Genomic DNA, 22,132 nt, shown 5'->3' with positions numbered 1-22,132 from the left:
TATGGTGGGCTGCGTGGGTAGCAACCAGCGCGCGAAGATCGTGATGAGCGACGACGAGATCGCCGGGTTCATCGAACGCAGCCGGACCGCCACCATGGCCACGGTGCTGCCCGACGGCAGACCGCACCTGGTCGCCATGTGGTACGCGGTGCTCGACGGCGAGGTGTGGTTCGAGACGAAGGCCAAATCGCAGAAGGCGGTCAACCTACGGCGCGACCCGACCATCACCGTGATGATCGAGGACGGCCTGACCTATGACACCCTGCGCGGGGTCTCCATCGACGGCAGGGCCGAGATCATCGATGACCCGGAAACCCTTCTGCGGGTGGGGATCAGCGTATGGGAACGCTACACCGGGCCCTACACCGAGGAGATGCGGCCGTTCGTCGACCAGATGATGAACAACCGCATCGCGGTCCGGGTGGTGCCGGGCCGGCTGCGCAGCTGGGATCACCGCAAACTCGGTATGCCCGAGATGCCGGTCGGCGGGAGCACCGCCCAGTATCTGGCGGTTGAGGCCGGCTAACCCGAGGGCCGCGGCCGGGGCTTGAGCCGCGCATTCGGCAGCGGCGGTGCGGGCAGGCGCTGGAGACCGCCGTCGCGGCCGACATACCCGTGCACCTCGCCGAACCGGACGTCGCCGGCCTGCCACAGCTCCCGGTAGGCGGCGATATCGGCGTGGCTGCGGCCGACGAAGTTCCACCACATCACCAGCTCCTCCTCGAACGGTGGCCCGCCCAGCAGGATCAGCCGGGCCGGGCTGTCGCCGCGGTTGGCGAGGTGCAGCGCCGTGGCGCCGGGTGCCTGATACGCCAGATCGGCCGGCTCCAGCGCGGTGCCCGCCACCTCGACCGAGCCCCGGTCGAGCAGGACGCCATGTTCGAAGGACGGGTCGACGTCGAGGGCCAGATCGGCGCCGGGGTCGAGGTCGACCTGGGCGCCCAGCAACGGGGTGAAGGTATGCACGGGGGAGTGCGCATCGGCCAGCTCCCCGAGAAACACCCGCAGAGTGGCGCCGTCGACGGTGCGTGGCTGCGGTGCGTGGTGGGCGAAGTCGCGGCCGGTGTCGCGGTCGGAGTCGGGTAGGGCCACCCACAGCTGCACCCCGTGCAGGGTCGAGGTGTTGTCCGTCGACACCTCGGAATGGCAGATCCCGGCCCCGGCCGTCATCAGGTTGAGCTCACCCGGGTGGATCAGGGCGTGCACTCCGGCGCTGTCGCGGTGTTCGATCTCCCCGGCGAACAGCCAACTGACGGTCTGCAATCCGGTGTGCGGATGCGGGGGCACGTCCATGCCGGTGCCGCCGCGGACCTGGTGCGGCCCGTAGTGGTCGGCGAAGCACCACGCGCCGATCAGGGACCGTTCCCGTTGCGGCAGGGTGCGCCGGACCAGGAGCGCCCTCGGGCCACCGAGCGGCACCTCACGTGCATGCAGGACGCCGGTGAATGCCGAAGCGCCACAGGTGACCTCGGCGGGGGCGGGATCGGTGTTGCTCATGCGGTTGCCTCGCAGGCTCGGCTCCCGCATTCCCACCCGATGATTCGCTCGCAAGCGTCGCTCATGAACGCCACGCTAGTGCGGTTCCGTCGCGGGGGAGTGCGGTTAGCATGGCGCCATGACCCGGGCACTGACCGCCGATGACATCCGCGGCGCTGATTTTCCGAAGCCGCCGATCGGCAAGCGGGGCTACGACAAGAAGTCGGTGGACGACTTTCTGCAGCTGGTCGCGCGCCGCCTGGAGGGGCGGGGCCATCTGAGCGCCGAGGACGTCCGCAACATCGCCTTCCCGAAACCGCCAGTGTTGCAGCGCGGCTACGACGAGGATGAGGTGGATCGCCTGCTCGACGATGTGGTCGCCACTCTCGAGCGGTGACCGTCGGACGGTAGCAACAAGTTTGGGGACGGTGCCGGCACTGCGCCTCGCGGCGAGTGGTCGCTCGAAGCGACGGTTCTAGGTGTGGGGCCCGGGGCAATGCCCGACACCGTCGAGCTGTGTAACGACACGCCCCGGGCCCGTATTCCTCCCCCACTGGAAAGCTGCCTCCCCGCTGCCGTCCCCTCGAAAGCGGCAGCGAGAAGGCCTGGTAGCAAGCTTCTGGATCAGACCGCAGTTCAGGCGACGGCGTCGGGAAACACCAGCCGCGTCTTGCGCATCGGGTAGCCGTTGCGCTCGGCCAGCGAGCGCAGCTGCTTGAGCGCGAAGCTACGGCCACGGCCCCCCTCGGGGACCATGATGCCCGCCCACAGCCCTTCGGCCTTCGGCAGTTCGCAGGCCTCGCGGGCGCACAACCAGCGCCGCGGGCATTCGCGGCAGATGGCCTTGGCTGCGTCGTCGGGGGTGGAGGTCCACCGTTCCGGGTCGGCGGTGCACACGCCGAGCGGGATTCCGTTGGCCATCAGTGCGGTCATGGTGCGTCTCCTGTTAGGGATTTCGTTGCGGTGTCCACCGCGTTGGGAGGAACGCTATAGGAAGAACCGTAGCGATGCAACAGTTTGACGTGAAGTCGCCGGTCGCGCGTTATCGCATTTTGTATACGCAATGACGCAATACAACCAGCGTAAAGCCGGGTTAACTCCAAAACCGCACGTCAGCGCCGTGTTATTGACTCCGGCATCAACCGTGGCATCGGTGCGGTTCGTACCGGTCCCAAGACGTAGCACCGAAATGGTTTGCTGGGACCCGCCGTCAGTCGAGGCGTAGCGGTGCTGCGGTCTGGGGTTAGGATTGACGGGTCCCGGCGGTCCACTCCAGCAGCCGAACCGAGCAGAGAGAACTTCAGCGAGGAACTCATTCCGAGATGACAGACGCGGAGTACGACCTCGCCACCGGCGAATTCGACGTCGGCCTGATCCGCGCCGGAGCGGCCGCCGCCGCGCGCAGGCGCGAACTCGACATCAGCCAGCGCAGCCTGGCCGCGGACGGCATCATCAACGCCGGCGCGCTGATCGCCTTCGAGAAGGGCCGCAGCTGGCCGCGTGAACGCACCCGCCTCAAGCTCGAAGAGGTGTTGCGCTGGCCGCCGGGGAGCATCGCGCGGCTACGACAGGGGGGATCGGTGCCCGCCGCGGTATCCGCCGTGCCCCCTCCGGCCGCGGTTCCCGCCGCCGCGTCACCGCCCCGCGCGATGCCGGCGCCCGCCGGGGTGACGAGCAGCGACGAGGTGCCGCTGATCGCGCAGGCCGTGCTGACGGCGGTGAACACCCTGGAGACGACGATCGAAAGCCTGCCCGCGGTCACCGATCCCGAATTCACTCCGAGGGCCACGGCGGTCCTCGGCGATCTGCGGCAGCTCGAAGCGGTGGCAGCGCGGGCCGCCCGGATCAGCATGGTGACCCCGCCCCTGATCAAGGCGCTGAGCGCGGTACGTCGCCACATCGACGGGCTGACGATGCGCGCGGCGACCGCTCCCGGTGCGACGCTGGGGCAGCGGCTCTACGCCGCCCGGCGCGATGCCAACCTCACCATCGCTGAAACCGCGCAGGCGGCAGGCGTTCCCGAAGACGCCGTGGCCCAGGCCGAAGCCGAACACCCGGTGGACGCGGGCACCGTGCACGCCATCGAGGCGCTGGTCGCGGCGCTGCGGTAACCGACTCAGTGCCGGTCGTCGCTCTTCGGGAAATGGTGCGCCAGCATCGCGGCGATCTCCAGGAACTTGCGTCGCACCGGCGTCGACATCTCGCGGGTGTTGACCACGCCGCCGGGCCGCAGGTGGCCGTCGAAGGGCACCTCCACGACGGCCTGGCCCTGACCGGAGAACTGACCGGCCAGGATCGAACGGGTGCGTTTGTCGGCATGCCCGTCGGAGTCGTTGAGCACCACCACAGTGCGCTGCAACAGCTCGGTCATCCCGCGGGCGGACAGCCAGTCCAGGGTCTGGCCGGCCGTGGCGGCCCCGTCGACCCACGGTGAGGACACCACGATCAGGGCGTCGAGGTCGCGCAGCACCTCCTGTGTGACCGGCGAATCCATTGTGGAGCTGCAGTCGACCACCGAGATGGAGAAGTGTTTGTCCAGCCGGCTGGTGGCCTCGCGGTAGATCGCCGCGTCCAGCACCCGGCGCCGCGCGGGTGTGCCCTCGCCGGCCAGGACGAACAGCCCGGCCGAATTGTTGCCCACCCGGCTGCGGACGTCGGCGAAGGTGTCCAGGTGCTTGTCGGAGGCCAACTCCCAGTACGAGCTGTGGGCCTGCGGGTCGATGCGGCTGCCCAACTTGCCGAATGAGGTGTCGGCATCGATGGCCACCACCCGGTCGTCCTGGCGGAGCTCGGCGAAGATCGAGCCGATGCTGGCCGAGACCGTGGTCTTGCCGACCCCGCCCTTGCCCATCACCCCGATCTTGTAATGCCCACGCAGGACGCTCTTGATGGTCGCCTCGAGCTCGGTCTGGCGGACATCCTCGGGTGAGGGCCCCGGATTGATCAGGCCGAAGGTGGCCCGGTAGACGAACAGCCGCCAACCGCCGCTCGGCGGCTGACGGCGCGGCGGTACCAGATCGTTGACCCGGATCCGGTCGGCATAGGACCCCTGCGGGTGGGCGGGCGGCGCGCCGGGATCGGAGGCGAACCCGCCGTCGGGCGGCCAGGGAGCACCCGGGGCCGGGGCGCCGTATGGCTGCTGCGGCTGCTGCGGCCCGGGTGGGCCCGGCGGCTGCTGGGGCGGCGTCGGCCAGCCCGGCGCCTGCGGTGCCCACGGGTCCGGCGGGTACGCGCTCGGCGCGACCGGGTGACCATCATGCGGCGCGGGAGGCGGGGACGGCTGGGGTTGGACCGGTTGCGCCGTTTGGGTCGCCTGGGACTCGCGGAACGAGGTCCGGGCCCGTTCGGCGTCGGGGTCGGCGGGAACCCCGTGACCGGAATCCCCGGCGTCCACGTTCGCGGCCTGCGGGTGCGCCGGATCGACGGGTGGCCGGCCGGGTATCGACGGCGGCTCGGGCGCCCTTCTGGTCGGGCGGGTCGGCCCGTCGGGTTCGAAATCGGACTCCTCGGGTCCTGTCCAGCCAAGCTCTCTACGCAAGGTGTCGTCGGGGTCGGTCACGACTAAATCTCCTCCGAAAAGTCACACGCGATGAGAATCTCGACCGCACTCAAAGTATCGGCTACAACCCAAGATGACCGAAGGGCCCATGCGGTTCCGGAGGCCAGCAAACGAAGCCCGGGTCGGCGGTGGGCACGGGTTCGGCCGGGCCAACGCGGTGCGGGTTGCGCGGCCGGAGGTGCCGTCGGCGTCATCGCGGGTAAACGCCCTGTGGCATGGCGAATCCGCACGTGGAACCGCCCGGTCCGGTCGCCTCGGAGGTGGCGTCCCCGGCTCGAAATTGGTGCGCCGCGGGTGGTGAACCCGCTGGTAATCTCGGTTCCGGCGGAGGGGAGGCCGGGATGAGATCGGGCAGCGATGCGGTCGAGTTTGGCAAATCCGGATTCGGCGACGCTCGGATCGTGTCTGCCGCCGAGTCCCCGATTCTGGCCGCAGGCCAGCGCGTCATCGGGGGCATGGGAGCCACGACCGGAGTGGGCGAACCGGAGGACGGTATGCGGTTCGGCGAGGGTGCGCAGCGCTTCCGGGCCGCCGGCCGGACGCTGATCGGTGCGGTCCCCGGCGACGGCTGGGCCGGCGCCGGTTCGTCGGCCTATACCGACCGGACCGACGAACTTGTCGGCCGAACCGGGGCCATGGTCCGGGCGGACGAACTGGTGGCCTCGGTGCTGTCCCGGCAGGCCGAGCAGATCGCGGCCACCCGCGACGGGCTGTACGCGCAGTCCGGCTGGCTCGCCGATATGAGCCGGATGACCGGGGCGGCGGGCCTTCCCGCTATCGGCCCGGCCGCGCGGGCCAGGGCCGAGTTGGCGATGGTGGCCAGATCGGTCGGTGAGTCGACCGATCAGCTCATGACGATGCAGGACAACGCCACCGCCAACGCCGCCGAGGTACGGGATGCGGTGAGCCTCTATGCCGGGATCTCCGGAGCTGAGACACCCGATGACGATTCCGACCCGCCCCTCGGACGGCTGGCCGAGGACCCCGCCCATGAGCCCGAGGAGCCGGAGGAGCCGGCAAGTGCGCCTTCGGGCGGTGACGCCACCGAGAACCCGGCGCCGGCCGTGGAATCGGCGGCCGCGCAACCCCAGACCGCACCGGCGCCGCCGGCGGCCACCGGAGCGGGGGCCGGGTCCGGCGCGGACATCGCGGGTGCGCTGGCCGGGGTGATGGGGTCGATCCTCGGCTCGCTGACCGGCCTGCTCGGCGGCGTCGCGCAGACGGCAGGTCAGGCCGCCCAGACCGCCACCCAGGCCGCGCAACCGGTCGACCCCGTCGGCGCCGACCGGATCGACGAGGCCACCGAGGTCGACGAGCCCGCCGAGCGCGATGAGGGCAAAGACGATGAGCCCGCAGACGACGGCCGCGACGGCACCGGGGAACCGGCCGACGGCGAGGCCTTGGCCGAGGGACCCCGCGAGTCCGGTCCGGACGACGATTCCGCTGGAGAGGGTGACGCGGGTGCCGCGATGACGCTGCCGCCGGATCTGCAGGTCGCGTCGATGCGGGGCGCCGGTCCGGAGCCGGCGCCGGTGCTGGTGGAAGCGGATTTGGAACAGGCCCAGCTACGTGCGCCGGGGGCGGCTAGATTAGAGCCCGATACTCCCGGATTTGTTGCGGTCGTCGCGACCTAGCGGGTGCGGGATATCAGGAGTCGAGGGGATTCATGTCGGGAGATTTGCGGGTTACGCCCGCGCATTTGCGCGAACTGTCGGCCAAACAGGAGCAGGCCGCGGCCGCCCTGACCGCGGCCACCCAGGCGGTCGACGGTGTGGACGCCGCCGTGCGCGGGTCGCACGGACCGATCTCGTGGTCGACGGCCGCTGCCGTCGCGGCGGCCCAGAATGCCCGCCGGGCCGCGGGCACCGGGATCGCGACGGTGTCGCAGGAGCTCGGTGCGAAGCTGACCAGCGCCGCGGGCCGCTACGACGGCACCGACGCGTCAATGGGCGTCGCCATCGACGAGACGGTCCGGTAGGGGCAGCGATGACATCCGCCTATGACACCGGACAGGGCGCGCCCCATATCGACGATGTGGTCGCGGTAGAGGTGACCATCGACGGCATGCTGGTCATCGCCGACAAGCTCCAACTCGCCGACTTCCCGCCCTCGCTGGGGATCCGGTTGAACATTCCCCAGCCCGATCTGCGCAAGATCGTCTGGGAACAGGTGGAACGCGATCTCACTGCCCAGAGTGTGCTGGACGTGTTCGGTGCACCGCATCCCGAGGTCGCGGCCATGCTCGACACTCTCAGCCGGGCCGACCGCACCCTGGAGGGGCGCTGGTGGCGCCGTAGCGCCGGGCAGATGATCCGGTTCGTGGTGTGCCGCAAGGGTGCCCGCCATGTCGTCGCCGCCCGCGACAACGACATGCTGGTGCTGCAGCGGGTGGCCCCGCAGGTGGGGCTGGCCGGCATGGTGATGACGGTGCTGGGCGAGGGCTCGCCGGCGAGCGTCGAGCCGCTGACCGGAGTCGCGGCCACCCTGGCCAACTGCCGCACCGCCAATGAGCTGACCGGTTACGGTATTCCGCCGACCTCGGCGCGGATCTACGCCGGGATCATCTCCGAGCCCGACGGCTGGGTGGAGATCGTGGCCACCGAACGGCACCCGGGCGGAACCAGCTCGCAGGTGGATGTCGCGGCCGGGGTGCTGGATTCCAAGCAGGGCCGGATCGTCTCGATTCCCCGCAAGGTGAACGGCGAGCTGTACGGCAGCTTCCTGTCCGGGACCAAGGACAATCTGCAGCGCGCCCTGGACGGTCTGGTGGAGTTCCTGCCGTCCGGGTCGTGGTTCGACAAGCCCGAGGCGGACAGCCCCCATTCGCATTGAGAGAGGCCGCGACGGTGGGTGACATGCCGCCATTCGATCCGGACGACGCTGACGATCACGACAGCCTCGCGGCGCTGGATTTCGTCTACGCGCCCGCCGGCGCCGAACCTGCCGAGGACCAACCGGGGGTTCCGTTGTTCTCGGTCACCAATCCGCCCGAGACCGTCACGGTCTCGGCGTATATGGACGGCCGGGTGCACCGGATCGAGCTGGCGCCGAAGGCCGTCGACATGACCGAACGCGATCTCGCCGACGAGATCGTGCTCATCGCGGACCTGGCCGGTCAGCAGGGCCGATCCGCCCAGCACTCGCTCATGCTCGAGGGCATGCGCGAGTATGGACACGACGATTTGGCAACCCGAGACTTTCTGACCCGTGAATTGAACCTGCCCACGCCCGAGCAGGCTGAAGATGCCCGGGCTCAGGTCTTTTCGACCCGTTACGGAGGCGACCATGGCTGACCCCCTCGCTGGGATGTTCGGTAGTGCGGTCGGCATGCTGTCCAGCTCGCCGGCCCGCGCCCTGGAGATCTTCACCGAGATCACCAACTACGACGAATCCGCGTGCGACGCTTGGGTGGGACGGATCCGGTGCGGTGACACCGACCGGGTGACCCTGTTCCGGGCCTGGTATTCGCGGTCGAACTTCGGCCAACTGGCCGGGGCGGCCGAGATCTCGATGAACGGGCTCAACGCGCGGATCCCGATCGGCGGCATCTACGGCCGCGACATCAGTTACCCGATCAACTCGCCGTTGGCGATCACCATGGGTTTCGCGGTGCAGGAGGCCGCCGAGGGCAACTACGCCGATGCGATGGAAACCTTGGAGGCCGCCCCGGCGGGGGGCTCGGACCATCTGGTGTCGTGGGTCAAGGCGGTGATCTACGGTGCGGCGCAGCGCTGGACCGACGTCATCGAAGAGGTCCGCGGCGCGGACCGGTGGCCGGACAAGTTCCTGGCGGCGGCGGCGGGGGTGGCGCACGGGGTCGCGGCGGCCAACTTGGGATTGTTCACCGAGGCCGATCGTCGGTTGACCGAGGCCAACGACACCCCGGCCGGGCAGGCCTGCGCCCCGGCGATCGCCTGGTACCTGGCCATGGCGCGGCGCAACCAGGGCAACGAAGAGTCCGCCGTGGTGCTGTTGGAATGGCTGCAGGCCAATTTTCCGGAGCCGAAAGTCACTGCGGCGCTCAAGGATCCGGCGTACCGACTGGAAACCACCACGGCCGAGCAGATCGCCGCCCGCAAGGATCCGTGGGACCCGGCCAGCGTGGTCGCCGACACCTCGGCCCGGGAGAAGCTGCTGGCCGAGGCCCAGGCCGAACTCGACCGGCAGATCGGTCTGAGCCGGGTCAAGGAGCAGATCGAGGCGTACCGGGCGGCCACCCAGATGGCCAGGATCCGTGCCGCCCGCGGGATGAAGGTCGCCCAGACCTCCAAGCACATGATCTTCGCCGGGCCGCCAGGCACCGGCAAGACCACGATCGCCCGGGTGGTGGCCAACATCCTGGCCGGCCTCGGGGTGATCGCCGAACCCAAGCTGATCGAGACCTCCCGCAAGGACTTCGTGGCCGAGTACGAGGGCCAGTCGGCGGTCAAGACCGCCAAGGCCATCGACCGCGCGCTGGGCGGGGTGCTGTTCATCGACGAGGCCTACACGCTGGTGCAGGAGCGCGACGGCCGGGCCGATCCGTTCGGCACCGAGGCGCTGGACACGCTGCTGGCCCGGATGGAGAACGACCGGGACCGTCTGGTGGTGATCATCGCCGGCTACAGCAACGACATCGACCGGCTGCTGGAGGCCAACGACGGCCTGCGGTCGCGTTTCGCCACCCGCATCGAGTTCGACTCGTACTCGCCCGATGACATTGTCGAGATCGCCAAAGTCATTGCTAAATCTAATGACTCGGATCTGGACGACGAGGCCGGCAAGCGGGTGCACGAGGCCGCGGCGTTGCTCAGCCAGCGCAGGCTGAATGGCAAGCCGGCCCTGGACATCGCCGGCAACGGGCGATACGCGCGCCAGCTGGTGGAGGCCGGCGAGCAGAACCGCGATATGCGGCTGGCCCGGACCCTGGACTTCGAAAGCCTGGGTGTGGAGCAGCTCAGCGAGATCAACGGTGAGGATATGGCGACAGCGATTGCGGCGGTGCACAGCCGCCTGAACATCGGCGAATAGGCAAGCGATGGCAGGGTTTCGGCTCACCACCAAGGTCCAGGTCAGCGGCTGGCGCTTTTTGTTGCGCCGCGTCGAGCACGCCATCGTGCGCCGGGACACCAGGATGTTCGACGATCCACTGCAGTTCTACAGCCGAGCCGTGTTCGCCGGGGTGGTCATCTCGGTGCTGGTCTGCCTTGGCGCGGTGCTGTTGGCGTATTTCAAACCGCTGGGTAAGCAGGGCAGCGACCAATTGCTGGTGGATCGCAACACCAATCAGCTGTACGTGATGATGCCCGGCACCAACCAGTTGCGGCCGGTCTACAACCTGACCTCGGCGCGGCTGGTGCTCGGCAACGCCGGCAATCCGGTCGCGGTCAAGTCTGAAGACCTCAACCGGCTGGCCAAGGGCCAGTCCATCGGCATTCCCGGCGCCCCGTACGCCACGTCGACCGGCGCACCCGCGTCGGCGTGGACGCTGTGCGACACCGTCGCCAAACCGGACAGCTCGGCACCGGAGGTCGAGAAGTCGATCCTGATCCAGTCGTTGGACCCGTCGGCCGGCGCGATGCGCCCCGATCAGGGCATGTTGGTGTCATTCGAGGGCGCCAACTGGCTGATTACCGAGGGCGGGCGACACACCATCGACCTGGCCGACCGGGCAGTCACCTCGGCGGTCGGCATCCCGGTGACGGCCAGGCCGACGCCCGTGTCGGAGGGACTTTTCAACGCCCTTCCCAATATGGGGCCGTGGCAGTTGCCGCAGATCCCGGCCGCGGGCGCGCCGAATACGCTTGGGCTACCCGCCAATCTGGTGATCGGCTCGGTGTTCCGGACCGCCACCGAGGACGAGCCGCAGCATTACGTGGTGCTGCCCGATGGGGTGGCGCGGGTCAACGGCACCACTGCCGCGGCGCTGCGGGCGACCAACTCCTACGGACTGCTGCAGCCGCCCGCGGTGGAGGCCAGCGTGGTCGCCAGGATCCCGGAGCAGGTGTATGTGTCGCCACTTCCGGACAAGGCACTGAAGATGCTACTGCGCCAGGAGGCCCCGGTGCTGTGCTGGTCCTGGCAGCGAGCACCCGGGGACCAGGCTCCCAAAACCACGGTCATCGTCGGCCGCCGGCTGCCGATCACGTCTGCTTCGCTCGGTACCGGCATCGACCAGATCGACGGTGACGCAACGGTTTATATCGATGGTGGGCAGTTCGTGCGGTTGCAGTCGCCGGATCCGCGGGTGGGGGAGAGCCTCTATTACATCGACCCGCAAGGTGTGCGCTACGGCATCGCCAATGACGACGCGGCGAGCAAGCTGGGGCTGTCCGGTCCGGTGAACGCGCCGTGGCAGGTGGTGGGTCTGCTGGTGGAGGGCCCGGTGCTGTCGAAGGAGGCGGCGTTGCTGGAGCACGACACCCTTCCGTCGGATCCGAATCCGCGCAAGGTCGAAGAGAGACAAGGGTCATGACGACGAGGAAGTTCACCCCGACGATCAAGCGCGGGCCGCGGCTGACCCCGGGTGAGATCAATGTGACCCCGCCGGACGATCTCGGCATCGAGATCCCGCCGTCGGGCATTCAGAAGGCGCTGCCCTGGGTGATGGGCGGCTGCATGATCGGCATGCTCGCGATCATGGCATTCACCGGTATCCGGCAGCTGTCGCCGTACATGCTGATGATGCCGCTGATGATGGTCATGGGGACGGTCGGATTCATGGCGGGCGGCGGACCCGGGGGCAAACGGGTACCCGAGATCAATGCCGACCGTAAGGAATACCTGCGCTATCTGGCGGGCCTGCGGACCAGGGTGACGTCGTCGGCGTCGGCGCAGGTGGCGTTCTTCAGCTACCACGCACCGCATCCCGACGACCTCCTTTCGGTCATCGGCACCCACCGGCAGTGGTCACGGCAGGCGAACTCCGACTTCTTCGGCGCGGCCCGGATCGGCATCGGCGCCGAGCCCGCGGTTGACCGGTTGCTCAAACCGAACACCAGCGGTGAACTGTCCGGCCCACAGGGCGCACCACAACCGCATCTGGAACCCGTCAGTCATATGTGGGTGACCAAGTTCCTGCGCACCCACGGCCTGGTCCATGACTGCCCCAAACTCGTTCAGCTGCGCACTTTTCCGACGATCGCCGTGGGCGGCGACCCGGAGGGGGCCGCGGGTCTGCTGACCGCGATGGTCTGCCAGTTGGCGGTCTTCCACCCACCGGATCTGGTGCAGATCCGGGTGCTCACCGACAACCCGGAGGATCCGAACTGGGCCTGGCTGAAGTGGTTGCCGCACACCCAGCATCAGACCGACACCGATGCGGCCGGCCCCACCCGATTGGTCTACACCCGCCCCGACGGGTTGTCGGATCTGACCGCACGCGGACCGCACAGCGCCGACGCGGCGCCGGGCGGCCCCTATGTGGTGGTGGTCGACCTGACCGGCGGCAAGGCCGGGTTCCCGGTGGACGGCCGGGCGGGCGTCACGGTGCTGACGCTGGGCAATCATCGGGGGTCGGCCTACAAGCTGCGGGTCGACGCGGACGGGACGGCCGACGACAAGCTGCCGAACCAGAGTTTTCGTGAGGTCACCCGGGTCAGCGACCGGATGCGGCCGGCCCAGGCCAACCGGATCGCGCGCAAACTGGCCGGCTGGTCGATCACCGGGACGATCATCGACAAGAACGTCCGGGTGCAGAAAAAGGTCTCCACCGAATGGCATCACCTGGTGGGCGCCAAGACGGTCGAAGAGGTCACCCCGGCCCGTTGGCGGATGTACACCGACACCGATCGGGACCGGCTCAGGATCCCGTTCGGTCACGAACTCAAATCCGGCGAGATCATGCACCTCGACATCAAGGAGGGTGCGGAGTTCGGCGCCGGACCGCACGGCATGCTGATCGGCACCACCGGTTCGGGTAAGTCGGAGTTCCTGCGGACTCTGATCCTGTCGTTGGTGGCCACCCACCACCCCGATCAGATCAACCTGTTGCTCACCGACTTCAAGGGTGGCTCGACGTTCCTCGGCATGGAGAAGCTGCCGCACACCGCCGCGGTCGTCACCAATATGGAGGAGGAGGCCGAACTCGTCGGCCGTATGGGTGAGGTGCTGACCGGTGAACTGGACCGGCGCCAGTCGATCCTGCGTCAGGCCGGTATGCAGGTGGGCGCCGCGGGTGCGCTGTCGGGTGTGGCCGAGTATGAGAAGCACCGCGAACGCGGCGCCGATCTGCCGCCGCTGCCGACCCTGTTCGTGGTGGTCGACGAGTTCGCCGAACTGCTGCAGAACCACCCCGACTTCCTCGCCCTCTTCGACCGGATCTGTCGGGTTGGGCGCTCGCTCCGGGTACACCTGCTGCTGGCCACCCAGTCGCTGAACACCGGCGGTGCGCGCATCGACAAGCTCGAACCCAACCTCACGTACCGGATCGCGTTGCGCACCACCAGTTCGTCGGAATCCAAGATGGTGATCGGCACCCCGGAGGCGCAGTACATCACCAACAAGGAGAGTGGTGTCGGGTTCCTGCGGGTGGGCATGGAGGATCCGGTGAAGTTCCGCAGCGTCTACACCGGCAACAACCATGTGCCCGCCGAGATCGAATCGGTCGACGGCAAACCCAAGCCGAAGGCGCAACGCCAGGCCAAGGTGCGGATCCACCAATTCACCACAACCCCGATCTTCGATACGGCGGTGTCCTAAATGAGTACAGAGGCCGAACCGCGGGTGCTGCGCGAGGTGGTGCTCGGACAGCTGGGGACCGGTGAGAGCCGGGCGTACAAGATGTGGCTGCCGCCGTTGACCGATCCCACCCCGGTCAACGAGCTGATCGAGCGTGATTATCAGCGTAGGCCGCTGCGGTTCGGGCTCGGGATCATGGACGAGCCCCGCCGGCACCGCCAGGAGGTGTGGGGTGTCGACGTTTCGGCGGCGGGCGGCAACATCGCGATCGGTGGTGCGCCCCAGACCGGTAAGTCGACATTCCTGCAGACGCTGGTGCTGTCGGCGGCGGCCACCCATTCGCCACGGCAGGTGCAGTTCTACTGCATCGACCTCGGCGGCGGCGGCCTGATGTACCTGGAGGATTTGCCGCACGTCGGTGGTGTGGTCACCCGCGCCGAACCCGATCGGGTGAACCGCGCCGTGGCCGAGGTCAAGACGGTGCTACGGGCCCGTGAGCAGGTATTCAAGCAATACCGGGTGGGGTCGATCGCGGCCTACCGCGATATGCGCGACGATCCCAACAGTCCCGCGGCGCAGGACCCGTTCGGCGATGTGTTCCTGGTGATCGACGGCTGGCCGGCCTTCGTCGCGGAGTTCCCCGACCTGGAACCGACCATCCAGGACCTGGCTGGTCAGGGGCTGGCCTACGGTGTGCACGTCGTGATCGCCACCCCGCGCTGGACCGAGCTCAAGTCCCGGGTCCGCGACTATCTGGGGACCAAGGTCGAATTCCGGCTCGGTGACGTGAACGAGACCCAGATCGACCGGATCACCCGGGAGATCCCGGCGAACCGGCCGGGCCGTGCGGTCTCGATGGAGAAATTCCACCTGATGATGGGGGTGCCGCGGCTGGACGGTGTGCACAGCGCCGACAACATCGTCAACGCCATATCGTCTGCGGTGGAACAGATTTCGTCCCGCCACACCGATCATGCCCCGCAGGTGCGGGTGTTGCCGGACAAGATCTACCTGCATCAGTTGGATACCAACCCGCCGGGACCGGACGCCGATTACCGGACCAGGTGGCAGGTACCGCTGGGATTGCGCGAATCCGACCTGTCGGTCGCCTACAACCAGATGAGTGTGACTCCGCACCTGCTGATCTTCGGCGCACCGAAGTCGGGGAAGACCCGGATCGCGCAGGCGGTGGCGCAGGCGATCTGCGCACGCAACAGCCCGCAGCAGGTGCGGTTCATGCTAGCCGACTACCGGTCGGGTCTGCTCGATGCGGTGCCGGAGACCCACCTGCTCGACGCCGCCGCGATCAACCGGAACCAGGCGACCTTGGAAATATCGATCCAGGCGCTGGCCTCAGAACTGCAGAAGCGTCTTCCGCCGCCCGATCTGACCACCGCACAACTGCGGGCGCGATCCTGGTGGAAAGGTCCCGACGTGGTGCTGTTGGTCGATGACTGGCACATGATCGTCGCCGCCTCGGGCATGGCACCACCGATGGGGCCGTTGGCTCCGCTGTTGCCTGCCGCCGCCGATATCGGTCTGCACATCATCGTGACGTGCCAGATGAGCCAGGCGCAGCGGGCGACGATGGACAAGTTCGTCGGTACGGCCTATGGCGCCGGTTCACCGACCTTGTTCCTGTCCGGGGAGAAGAACGACTTCCCGTCGCGGGAGATCATTGTCAAGAAACGGCCCCCTGGCCAGGCGTTTCTGGTTACACCCGACGGCAAAGAGGTCATTCAGGCGGCCTATGTCGACCTACCCGAAGAAGAAGTGTTCTCACCACCCCCGGAGGGCAGTTAGTATTTGTTCAACGCACTCAGCAACGCTGGCGGCGGCCCGCCAGCAAAGGATTCGGGGGACAGATTCCTTGACCGTCTGGCAAATCGCTGCCATACCGTCCGCGAGTGCTTGTCCATAAGATTTGTGAAAACGAAAAGGAGTCCACGCAAATGGAACCGTTGATGCACAATCCGGGTGCCGAAGCCGTCGCGGCACAGGTCATCGCAAACGCGGCCCGTGGTCTGGCCGGTGGCACCACCGCCTCGGCGGCAGTGACCGGACTGGCGCCTGCCGGAGCGGACGAGGTCTCGTTGATGGCTGCCGCCGGCTTCGCGTTCGAAGGTGTCGAGGCCCTGACGCAGAACACGTTCGCGCAGGAAGAGCTGGCGCGCGCCGGCACGGCGTATTCGCAGGCCGCCGCCACATATGCCGCCGTTGATGCGGCCCAGGCCACCACGTTCTAGCCGGCCGAGCCGCGCTCGCCAGTAGATAGGTCATCGCCAATGGTCGCGCTTCCACTGCCGCCGATCTGGGCCGCATTGCCGCCGGAGGTGAACACCGCGCGCTTGATGCTCGGTGCCGGCCCGGCGCCCATGCTCCAGGCGGTAGCGGGCTGGGAGGGTCTGGCGGTCCTGTTGGAGAGCCAGGCAGCCGAGTTGGCTGGGGCGCTCAGCAATCTGACATCGGTGTGGAGCGGCGCAGCAAGCGAACGCGCTGTCTCAGCAACCATGCCGATGGTCGTCTGGCTGCATACGACGGCAATGCAGGCCCAGAAGCGGGCGCTGCAGGCCGGGGCTCAGGCGAGCTCTTACAGTCTGGCGATGGCGACGACGCCGCCGATCCCGGAGATCGAGCAGAACCACGTCACCAACGCCACCCTGAACGCCACCAACTTCCTCGGCATCAACACCGTGCCGATCGGGCTCAACGAGATGGACTATTTCGTCCGGATGTGGAATCAGGCAGCGGGAGCGATGGACGGCTATCAGGCCGAAACCACCGCCAACCTAATGTTCGAGCCGATCATGCCGATGCAGCCGATCGTGATACCCGGCGTGGGCGAGACCGGTGCGGCTGCGGTGCTCGCCTCGACGGCGCCGCGGACCGCGGAGGGTGTGCTCCGTAATGGAATGGTGACGGGGCTCGGGATGCTGGCCAGCGCCGAATCCGCCAAGTTGACGGCCGGGCGTATCGGGTCGGGAATCGACGGTGCGGAGCGCGCGGCCGAGAGCGGAGCCCAGAAGGGCCAACAGGCGGGCCAACAGCAGGGTCAGCAAGAGCAGGGTGGCCAGGCCATGCAGCAAGGTATGCAGATGGCCATGCAGATGGGGTCGCAGGCGGCCCAGGTTCCAGCGCAGTTGGGCCAGATGTTCCAGAGTCAGATGCAGACGATCACCCAGCCGCTGCAGCAGGTCACCCAGATGGTCAGCCAGTTCAGCGGAATGGGCGGCGCCGACAGGACCATGCAGGTCGGACTGATGGGGGCCAGTCCGTTCTCCAGTCACCCGATGCTGGGCGGCAGCGGGCCGGCCTCGGGAGCCGGTCTGGTGCGAGCTGCGTCGCTACCCGGCGCGGGCGGTACACCGGCGCGCACACCGCTGTTGTCGGGAATGTTGGGCATCAGCGGGGAGCCGAAGCCGATGCTCGGAGGAGCCGGGTCGGGTGCGGGTGGCCCGGTCGCACCGGTCGGCGGCGGTTCCGGCGGCGGCGCTCCGGTGGCACCCGCGAGCAAGAACGACAAGAAGAGTGAGCCGAACAAGGACGGGATTGTCGCGCCGACCGCGCTCACCTATAACGACGACGCCGACGATGACGACGACTGGTGAGTCGTCGACCGATAACAGACTTTCCGGCCTAGGGGTCGGGAGACTCGCCATTCTGTGGTGGGGACACAGGAAGAAAGGGACGAACTCAAATGACGAACATGGAAACAGATGCTGCAGTCCTCGCCAAAGAGGCCAGCAACTTCGATCGGATCGCGGGTGAACTCGACGGCGTGATGAAGCACGTCGACAGTGTCGCCGGCGGCCTCGTGTCGACGTGGCAAGGGGAATCGGGTGGCGCGGTGCAGCAGGCGTTCCTCCGGTACCAGGAAGCCGCGGCGAAGCAGCGGCAGGAACTGAGCGATATCTCTACGAACATTCATGGTTCCGGTACCCAGTACACCGCGACCGACTCGGATCAGGCGTCCGCCGTGCATCAGGTCGCGAGCAGCCTCGGCCTGAATCACTGATCGCGACCAACCAACTAATCAGGAGGAGTGAGTTATGTCAGGACAGCAGGTATGGACATTCGGTGCGATCGAAGGTGCAGCGGGCGACGTGCACGGGTCCGCAAAGGTCGTTGAGGGTCTGCTGACGGAGGGCAAGGGATCCCTCGCGGCGCTGCAGTCGGTGTGGCAGGGTCAAGGTCTGGATTCGTACCAGTCCGTTCAGATGCGCTGGGACACCACCGCCGCTGAGCTCAATACCGCTCTGTCGAACCTCGCGAACACCATCAGCGAGGCCGGTCAGGCCATGATGCACACCGAAGGCAGCGTCGCCAGCTCGTTCGGTGGCTAGTTCTCGCGATGCACAACTGGTGGGCGGAAGTCGACCTGGGTAAGCCGGGTCGAACCCGCCCACCATGTGTGCTTGGGTGTAAAGATCACAACCATCTGCATTTACTTTGAGGGGTTCCAATGTCGGCCGACTATGACCGGCTCTTCCATTCGTCGGAACCGGACAAGCCGGTCGACGATGCCACGATCACCGTGGACCGAGACGCCATTGCGAACATGATCTCGTCGACCAGGCCGGTACCGGTGAACGAGGCAAGCTCCACCGAGCATCCGGTCACGCCGATGCCGACCGCGCCGGAAACACAGACCCAGGCGGCGCCGTCCCGGCATGCCGAGACCGCGCCGCAGATGCCGCCGCCGATGCCGCCGCCGCCGGCCAGCGCACCGCAGTGGCCGCAGAACCCCCTGTTGCGGGCTCCGCAGGGGCAGCAGCAGTTCGCAGCGGGCGCGCGCCATGAACAGCAACGGGCGATGCCCGAACCGGCGGCGCGGGTGGCGCCCGGGCCGGCACCGTCGCAGTTCAACGATTTCGATCCGGAGATCAGCGGGGCATGGCGCGCAGGCCAGGCCATCCCGGCACCCAGCGCGCCCGGCCCCACGTCGGCCGCCTCCATGGGCAACCATCGCGCCATCGACGCGCTGTCACACGTCGGGGTGAAGACCGCGGTCAAGATGCCCTCGCAGCGGGGTTGGCGGCGCTGGCTGTATCTCATGACCCGGATCAACATGGGGCTGTCGCCCGACGAGACTTACGAACTGGAATTGCACAACCGGATCCGCCGTAATGCGCGTGATTCGTATCAGATCGGCGTGTTCGGGCTGAAGGGCGGCGTCGGCAAGACCGCGGTCACCGTCGCGCTCGGATCGGCGATGGCCAAGATCCGCGGTGACCGCATCCTGGCGATCGACGCCGACCCAGACGGCGGTAATCTCGCCGACCGGGCCGGGCGGCAGTCGGCGGCGACCGTCTCGGATCTGTTGGCCGATCAGGAATTGGCCCGCTACAACGACATTCGTGCTTACACCAGCATGAACTCCTCCAACCTTGAGGTGTTGTCCTCGGAGGACTACAGCGGTGCCCAACGAGAGTTCAACGACGACGACTGGAAGGGCGCGACAAACGTCGTGTCCCGCTACTACAACCTGGTTCTCGCCGACTGCGGTGCCGGCCTGTTCCAGAAGTCCTCGCGCGGTGTGCTGTCCACGGTCTCGGGCATGGTGATCGTGGCGAGCGCATCGATCGATGGTGCCCGCCAGGCCGCGGTCACGATGGATTGGCTGCGTCAGAACGGATATCAGGATCTGCTCGGCCGGTCCTGTGTGGTGATCAACCATGTCACGCCGGGTAAGCCGAATGTCGACGTCGAGGATCTCGTGCAGCAGTTCGAGCGGCATGTCCCGCCCGGCCGGGTGCTGGTGCTGCCGTGGGACAAGCACATCGCTGCGGGTACCGAGATCCAGCTGGATCTGCTCGGAGATACGTTCCAGCGGCGCATCACCGAGCTGGCCGCCGCCCTGTCAGACGACTTCGACAGGCTTGAACGCCGTTGACCGCCACCGCCGCCGCCGCCGACTCGTCGAGTGTGACGCCGGGCCGGCCGTCGACCACCCGGGTCACGGTCCTCACCGGTAAGCGGTTGACCGATCTGGTGCTGCCCGCATCGGCGCCGATCGAGACATACATCGACGAGACCGTGAGCGTGCTCGGCGATCTGCTTGAGGACACACCCAAAGAGACCCTGGCCGGGTTCGATTTCAGCGAGCAGGGGGTCTGGGCGTTCGCACGTCCCGGTGCGCCGCCGCTGAAGGCCGACGAATCGCTCGACGACGCCGGGGTGGTGGACGGTTCGTTGCTGACCTTGGTGTCGGTCAGCCGCACCGAGCGCTACCGGCCGTTGGTCGAGGATGTGATCGACGCGATCGCTGTCCTCGACGAAACCCCGATCTTCGAACGTCGTTCGCTCAATCGGTTTGTCGGACTGGCTATCCCGATTGTCGCCGCTGCGATCACGGTGATGTCCCTCGTCGCATGGAGCCAGACCGGTCACAGCTGGTTCTGGCCGGTGGCGCTGGGACTGTTCGGCCTGGGGATGCTGGGCGGAAGTTTCGCGGCGACGAGCCGTTACGACAACATCGACATGGCCGAGAGCCTCCTGATGGCCGCGACGGTGCTACTGGGCGGCGCTGCGGCGCTGGCGGTTCCGTTGCCGGAAGGTGTCGACGGGCTCGGGGCTCCACAGATCGCCGGGGCCTCAGCCGTGGTGTTGCTGTTGACGCTGGCGACCCGCGGTGGCCCGCGCCAGCGCGCCGAGGTGGCCTCGTTCATGGCGGTGCTGTCGATCGCGGTCACCGCCGCGGCCGTGGCGTTCGGCTACGGGTGGGGAACCTGGGTGCCGGCCGGCGCGATCGCGTTCGGGCTGATCGTGGTGACCAACGCGGCGAAACTCACTGTCGCCGTGGCGCGTATCGCCCTGCCGCCGATCCCGGCGCCCGGCGAGACCGTGTCCAACGACGAACTCCTGGACCCGGTCATCACACCCGATGAGGTCGACGACGCGTCGCCCACCTGGAAGGCGATCATCGAGTCGGTACCGGAATCGGCTGCGCGGCTGCACGAACGCAGCCAATTGACGCGCCAGCTGCTGATCGGTTTCCTCTCGGCCGGGGCGCTGGTCCTGGCGGTCGGCGCGATCGCGGTCGTGGTGCAGGGGCATTTCTTCCTGCACAGCATGATCGTCGCCGGCCTGGTAACCGTCATCTGTGGCTTCCGGTCCCGGCTGTACGCCGAACGCTGGTGCGCCTGGTCGCTGCTCGCCGCCGGGATCACGGTCCCGACCGGCGTGATGGTGCGACTCTGCCTCTGGTATCCGGAGCGCGCCTGGATGGTACTGGCGGTCTACGCCGCGCTCGGCCTGGTTGCGGTGATCACCATCGGCGCGACCGACAGCGCGCGCCGGACATCCCCGGTGACCAAGCGCATCCTCGAACTGTTCGACGGTGCCGCCATTGCCGCGGTGATTCCTCTGCTGTTGTGGATTGCCGGCGTGTACGACCTGCTGAGAAACCTGCGCCTGCACTGATGGCGCGCGCACGGCATGTTGCGACCGTCATTGGGGTTTGTGTGGCCGTCGCCGGGTGTGGCTCGACGGTGAATGGAAGTGCGTACCCCGCTGCAGATTTGGGCATCTCGCCGCCGGCGCCTCCACCGCCTCCGGTGGTGTTTCCCGCCGCTGATGCGGCAGCGAAGTTGCTGACCCGCGGTGAACTGGAAGCGTTGGTCGGCGGAACAGAGATGACCGAGCTTCAGTCGCACACCGAGCAGGACCCCAGGTCCGACGGTGTCGAGCCTGAGAATTGTCGCTACCGAGGGTTGGCGGGCATGACGTTTACCTACGTGGTGGCGCAGGCGATGGCGGGAAATACCAACCGGGCGAAGGAAGGCCCGATCGCGGCGCAGGTCATCGCTGTTTTCGCGGACCGTAATGAGTCGGCCGCATTGCTCGATCGCACCCGAAGTGATTGGGCGTCCTGCCCTCCGGGGCAGGCGTTCACAGTCGGCGATCAACACTGGGTTGCCGGGGAGATCACCGACGCCGCGGACGACCGCATCAGTTCAATTGTGGACAACCAGGACGTGCCCGGTGGTACGTGTCGGCATGTGATGTCCAGGCGGGCCAACGTGACAGTGGAAACGGTCGCGTGCGGCAAGGGTGACACCACGACTCAGGCAAATGCGATCGCCGACCGGTTGCTCGCGAAGTTCCCTGGATAAGTGCATTCGGCAGCCACTGACTTTCCTTAAGCTCAATCGGACACAGATCACTCAGGGGGAACCATGAACCAGCCCGGACCCGACGGGACCCAAGCCTGGCCCGGCCGTCCAACAGCACCAGAATCCGAGCAACCTGGCACCCCTCCTGAGCCTGAGCCCGATCTCGGTTCAGCCCCCACCGTCGAAGTTCGGGCGTCGAGCCGACCCCAGCAACCACCGCCCGGTCCGTCGCCCACCGACGCCACCATGGAGGCCGCGGCCTGGCATCGACAGCAACAGGGCCAGCAGCCACCGGCACCACCAAGGCAGCCGTCTCAGAACCCTC

The 22,132-nt window shown here is 67.6% G+C and carries 21 protein-coding genes; 18 read left to right on the top strand and 3 right to left on the bottom strand.

From position 1 onward, the window contains the following. Positions 1–13: 13 nt before the first annotated feature. On the top strand, positions 14–526 hold the full coding sequence (locus tag ACWDTP_RS06415; protein WP_450017707.1) for a pyridoxamine 5'-phosphate oxidase family protein: 513 nt from the start codon (positions 14–16) through the stop codon (positions 524–526). On the opposite strand, the gene ACWDTP_RS06410 is transcribed toward ACWDTP_RS06415, so the two are convergent. Beyond that, positions 523–1,497 carry a pirin family protein gene (locus tag ACWDTP_RS06410; RefSeq protein WP_450017705.1) on the bottom strand — a complete coding sequence of 325 codons (975 nt, stop codon included), beginning with the start codon at positions 1,495–1,497 and terminating at the stop codon, positions 523–525. The two genes, ACWDTP_RS06415 and ACWDTP_RS06410, sit on opposite strands and share 4 nt — an antisense overlap. 118 nt (positions 1,498–1,615) lie before the next feature. Here ACWDTP_RS06410 and ACWDTP_RS06405 point away from each other — a divergent pair, with 118 nt between their 5' ends. After that, entirely contained in the window at positions 1,616–1,873 is a 258-nt protein-coding gene (locus ACWDTP_RS06405) for a DivIVA domain-containing protein (RefSeq protein WP_450017703.1), read from the top strand. Positions 1,874–2,112: 239 nt separating this feature from the next. On the opposite strand, the gene ACWDTP_RS06400 is transcribed toward ACWDTP_RS06405, so the two are convergent. After that, on the bottom strand, positions 2,113–2,409 hold the full coding sequence (locus ACWDTP_RS06400) for a WhiB family transcriptional regulator (RefSeq protein ID WP_450017701.1): 297 nt from the start codon (positions 2,407–2,409) through the stop codon (positions 2,113–2,115). Positions 2,410–2,798: 389 nt separating this feature from the next. Here ACWDTP_RS06400 and ACWDTP_RS06395 point away from each other — a divergent pair, with 389 nt between their 5' ends. Then, complete coding sequence (locus ACWDTP_RS06395) at positions 2,799–3,587, top strand: transcriptional regulator (RefSeq protein ID WP_450017699.1); 789 nt, start codon at positions 2,799–2,801, stop codon at positions 3,585–3,587. A gap of 5 nt (positions 3,588–3,592) precedes the next feature. Here the strand turns inward: ACWDTP_RS06395 and ACWDTP_RS06390 are convergent, their stop codons facing one another. Continuing rightward, a complete protein-coding gene (locus tag ACWDTP_RS06390) occupies positions 3,593–5,035 on the bottom strand; it encodes a nucleotide-binding protein (RefSeq protein ID WP_450017697.1) in 1,443 nt (480 codons plus the stop codon). A gap of 341 nt (positions 5,036–5,376) precedes the next feature. On the opposite strand from ACWDTP_RS06390, the gene ACWDTP_RS06385 reads away from it, so the two are divergent. From ACWDTP_RS06385 to ACWDTP_RS06315, 15 genes are all read left to right on the top strand, one after another. Continuing rightward, positions 5,377–6,669, top strand: coding sequence for an EspA/EspE family type VII secretion system effector (locus ACWDTP_RS06385; protein ID WP_450017695.1), 1,293 nt, complete (start codon positions 5,377–5,379; stop codon positions 6,667–6,669). Positions 6,670–6,701: 32 nt separating this feature from the next. Continuing rightward, positions 6,702–7,013 carry an ESX-1 secretion-associated protein gene (locus ACWDTP_RS06380; RefSeq protein ID WP_450017693.1) on the top strand — a complete coding sequence of 104 codons (312 nt, stop codon included), beginning with the start codon at positions 6,702–6,704 and terminating at the stop codon, positions 7,011–7,013. A gap of 8 nt (positions 7,014–7,021) precedes the next feature. Next, positions 7,022–7,867 carry an ESX secretion-associated protein EspG gene (locus ACWDTP_RS06375; RefSeq protein WP_450017691.1) on the top strand — a complete coding sequence of 282 codons (846 nt, stop codon included), beginning with the start codon at positions 7,022–7,024 and terminating at the stop codon, positions 7,865–7,867. 14 nt (positions 7,868–7,881) lie between these two features. Next, positions 7,882–8,328 (top strand): YbaB/EbfC family DNA-binding protein, encoded by a 447-nt coding sequence (locus ACWDTP_RS06370; RefSeq protein WP_450017689.1) that lies wholly within the window; start codon positions 7,882–7,884, stop codon positions 8,326–8,328. Then, positions 8,321–10,045 carry a type VII secretion AAA-ATPase EccA gene (eccA, locus tag ACWDTP_RS06365; RefSeq protein ID WP_450017687.1) on the top strand — a complete coding sequence of 575 codons (1,725 nt, stop codon included), beginning with the start codon at positions 8,321–8,323 and terminating at the stop codon, positions 10,043–10,045. The genes ACWDTP_RS06370 and eccA overlap by 8 nt, the downstream gene beginning before the upstream one ends. 7 nt (positions 10,046–10,052) lie before the next feature. Beyond that, entirely contained in the window at positions 10,053–11,489 is a 1,437-nt protein-coding gene (gene eccB, locus ACWDTP_RS06360) for a type VII secretion protein EccB (RefSeq protein ID WP_450017686.1), read from the top strand. Then, positions 11,486–13,714, top strand: a complete 2,229-nt coding sequence (eccCa, locus tag ACWDTP_RS06355) for a type VII secretion protein EccCa (protein ID WP_450017684.1) — start codon at positions 11,486–11,488, stop codon at positions 13,712–13,714. Before eccB ends, eccCa begins: the two co-directional genes overlap by 4 nt. Continuing rightward, positions 13,715–15,496, top strand: coding sequence for a type VII secretion protein EccCb (gene eccCb, locus ACWDTP_RS06350; RefSeq protein ID WP_450017682.1), 1,782 nt, complete (start codon positions 13,715–13,717; stop codon positions 15,494–15,496). Between the two features lie 149 nt (positions 15,497–15,645). Next, on the top strand, positions 15,646–15,939 hold the full coding sequence (locus ACWDTP_RS06345; protein WP_450017680.1) for a PE family protein: 294 nt from the start codon (positions 15,646–15,648) through the stop codon (positions 15,937–15,939). Between the two features lie 39 nt (positions 15,940–15,978). Continuing rightward, the gene (locus ACWDTP_RS06340) at positions 15,979–17,301 is read left to right on the top strand and encodes a PPE family protein (protein WP_450017678.1); all 1,323 of its coding nucleotides are present in this window, start codon (positions 15,979–15,981) and stop codon (positions 17,299–17,301) included. Positions 17,302–17,390: 89 nt separating this feature from the next. Continuing rightward, positions 17,391–17,708, top strand: a complete 318-nt coding sequence (locus tag ACWDTP_RS06335) for a WXG100 family type VII secretion target (protein ID WP_450017676.1) — start codon at positions 17,391–17,393, stop codon at positions 17,706–17,708. A gap of 34 nt (positions 17,709–17,742) precedes the next feature. Further along, positions 17,743–18,036: a WXG100 family type VII secretion target gene (locus ACWDTP_RS06330; protein WP_450017674.1), complete on the top strand. Its 294-nt coding sequence runs from the start codon at positions 17,743–17,745 to the stop codon at positions 18,034–18,036. Between the two features lie 119 nt (positions 18,037–18,155). Further along, positions 18,156–19,586: an ESX-1 associated ATP-binding protein EpsI N-terminal domain-containing protein gene (locus ACWDTP_RS06325; protein ID WP_450017672.1), complete on the top strand. Its 1,431-nt coding sequence runs from the start codon at positions 18,156–18,158 to the stop codon at positions 19,584–19,586. Next, positions 19,583–21,115, top strand: a complete 1,533-nt coding sequence (eccD, locus tag ACWDTP_RS06320) for a type VII secretion integral membrane protein EccD (RefSeq protein WP_450017670.1) — start codon at positions 19,583–19,585, stop codon at positions 21,113–21,115. Before ACWDTP_RS06325 ends, eccD begins: the two co-directional genes overlap by 4 nt. A gap of 134 nt (positions 21,116–21,249) precedes the next feature. Further along, positions 21,250–21,807, top strand: coding sequence for a sensor domain-containing protein (locus ACWDTP_RS06315; RefSeq protein WP_450017668.1), 558 nt, complete (start codon positions 21,250–21,252; stop codon positions 21,805–21,807). The last annotated feature ends 325 nt before the right edge of the window (positions 21,808–22,132 follow it).

The sequence above is a fragment of the Mycobacterium sp. NPDC003449 genome, assembly GCF_053588415.1.
Note: the sequence above shows the minus strand (reverse complement) of the source record. Positions and strands in the feature narration are given on the sequence as shown.

Coding starts and splice junctions, on each gene's coding strand:
- ACWDTP_RS06410 (WP_450017705.1), bottom strand. CDS start 1,497: ATGAGCAACACCGATCCCGCCCCCGCCGAGGTCACCTGTGGCGCTTCG.
- ACWDTP_RS06340 (WP_450017678.1), top strand. CDS start 15,979: ATGGTCGCGCTTCCACTGCCGCCGATCTGGGCCGCATTGCCGCCGGAG.
- ACWDTP_RS06380 (WP_450017693.1), top strand. CDS start 6,702: ATGTCGGGAGATTTGCGGGTTACGCCCGCGCATTTGCGCGAACTGTCG.
- ACWDTP_RS06325 (WP_450017672.1), top strand. CDS start 18,156: ATGTCGGCCGACTATGACCGGCTCTTCCATTCGTCGGAACCGGACAAG.
- ACWDTP_RS06395 (WP_450017699.1), top strand. CDS start 2,799: ATGACAGACGCGGAGTACGACCTCGCCACCGGCGAATTCGACGTCGGC.
- eccA (WP_450017687.1), top strand. CDS start 8,321: ATGGCTGACCCCCTCGCTGGGATGTTCGGTAGTGCGGTCGGCATGCTG.
- eccCb (WP_450017682.1), top strand. CDS start 13,715: ATGAGTACAGAGGCCGAACCGCGGGTGCTGCGCGAGGTGGTGCTCGGA.
- eccB (WP_450017686.1), top strand. CDS start 10,053: ATGGCAGGGTTTCGGCTCACCACCAAGGTCCAGGTCAGCGGCTGGCGC.
- ACWDTP_RS06400 (WP_450017701.1), bottom strand. CDS start 2,409: ATGACCGCACTGATGGCCAACGGAATCCCGCTCGGCGTGTGCACCGCC.
- ACWDTP_RS06405 (WP_450017703.1), top strand. CDS start 1,616: ATGACCCGGGCACTGACCGCCGATGACATCCGCGGCGCTGATTTTCCG.
- ACWDTP_RS06335 (WP_450017676.1), top strand. CDS start 17,391: ATGACGAACATGGAAACAGATGCTGCAGTCCTCGCCAAAGAGGCCAGC.
- ACWDTP_RS06330 (WP_450017674.1), top strand. CDS start 17,743: ATGTCAGGACAGCAGGTATGGACATTCGGTGCGATCGAAGGTGCAGCG.
- eccCa (WP_450017684.1), top strand. CDS start 11,486: ATGACGACGAGGAAGTTCACCCCGACGATCAAGCGCGGGCCGCGGCTG.
- ACWDTP_RS06385 (WP_450017695.1), top strand. CDS start 5,377: ATGAGATCGGGCAGCGATGCGGTCGAGTTTGGCAAATCCGGATTCGGC.
- ACWDTP_RS06345 (WP_450017680.1), top strand. CDS start 15,646: ATGGAACCGTTGATGCACAATCCGGGTGCCGAAGCCGTCGCGGCACAG.
- ACWDTP_RS06375 (WP_450017691.1), top strand. CDS start 7,022: ATGACATCCGCCTATGACACCGGACAGGGCGCGCCCCATATCGACGAT.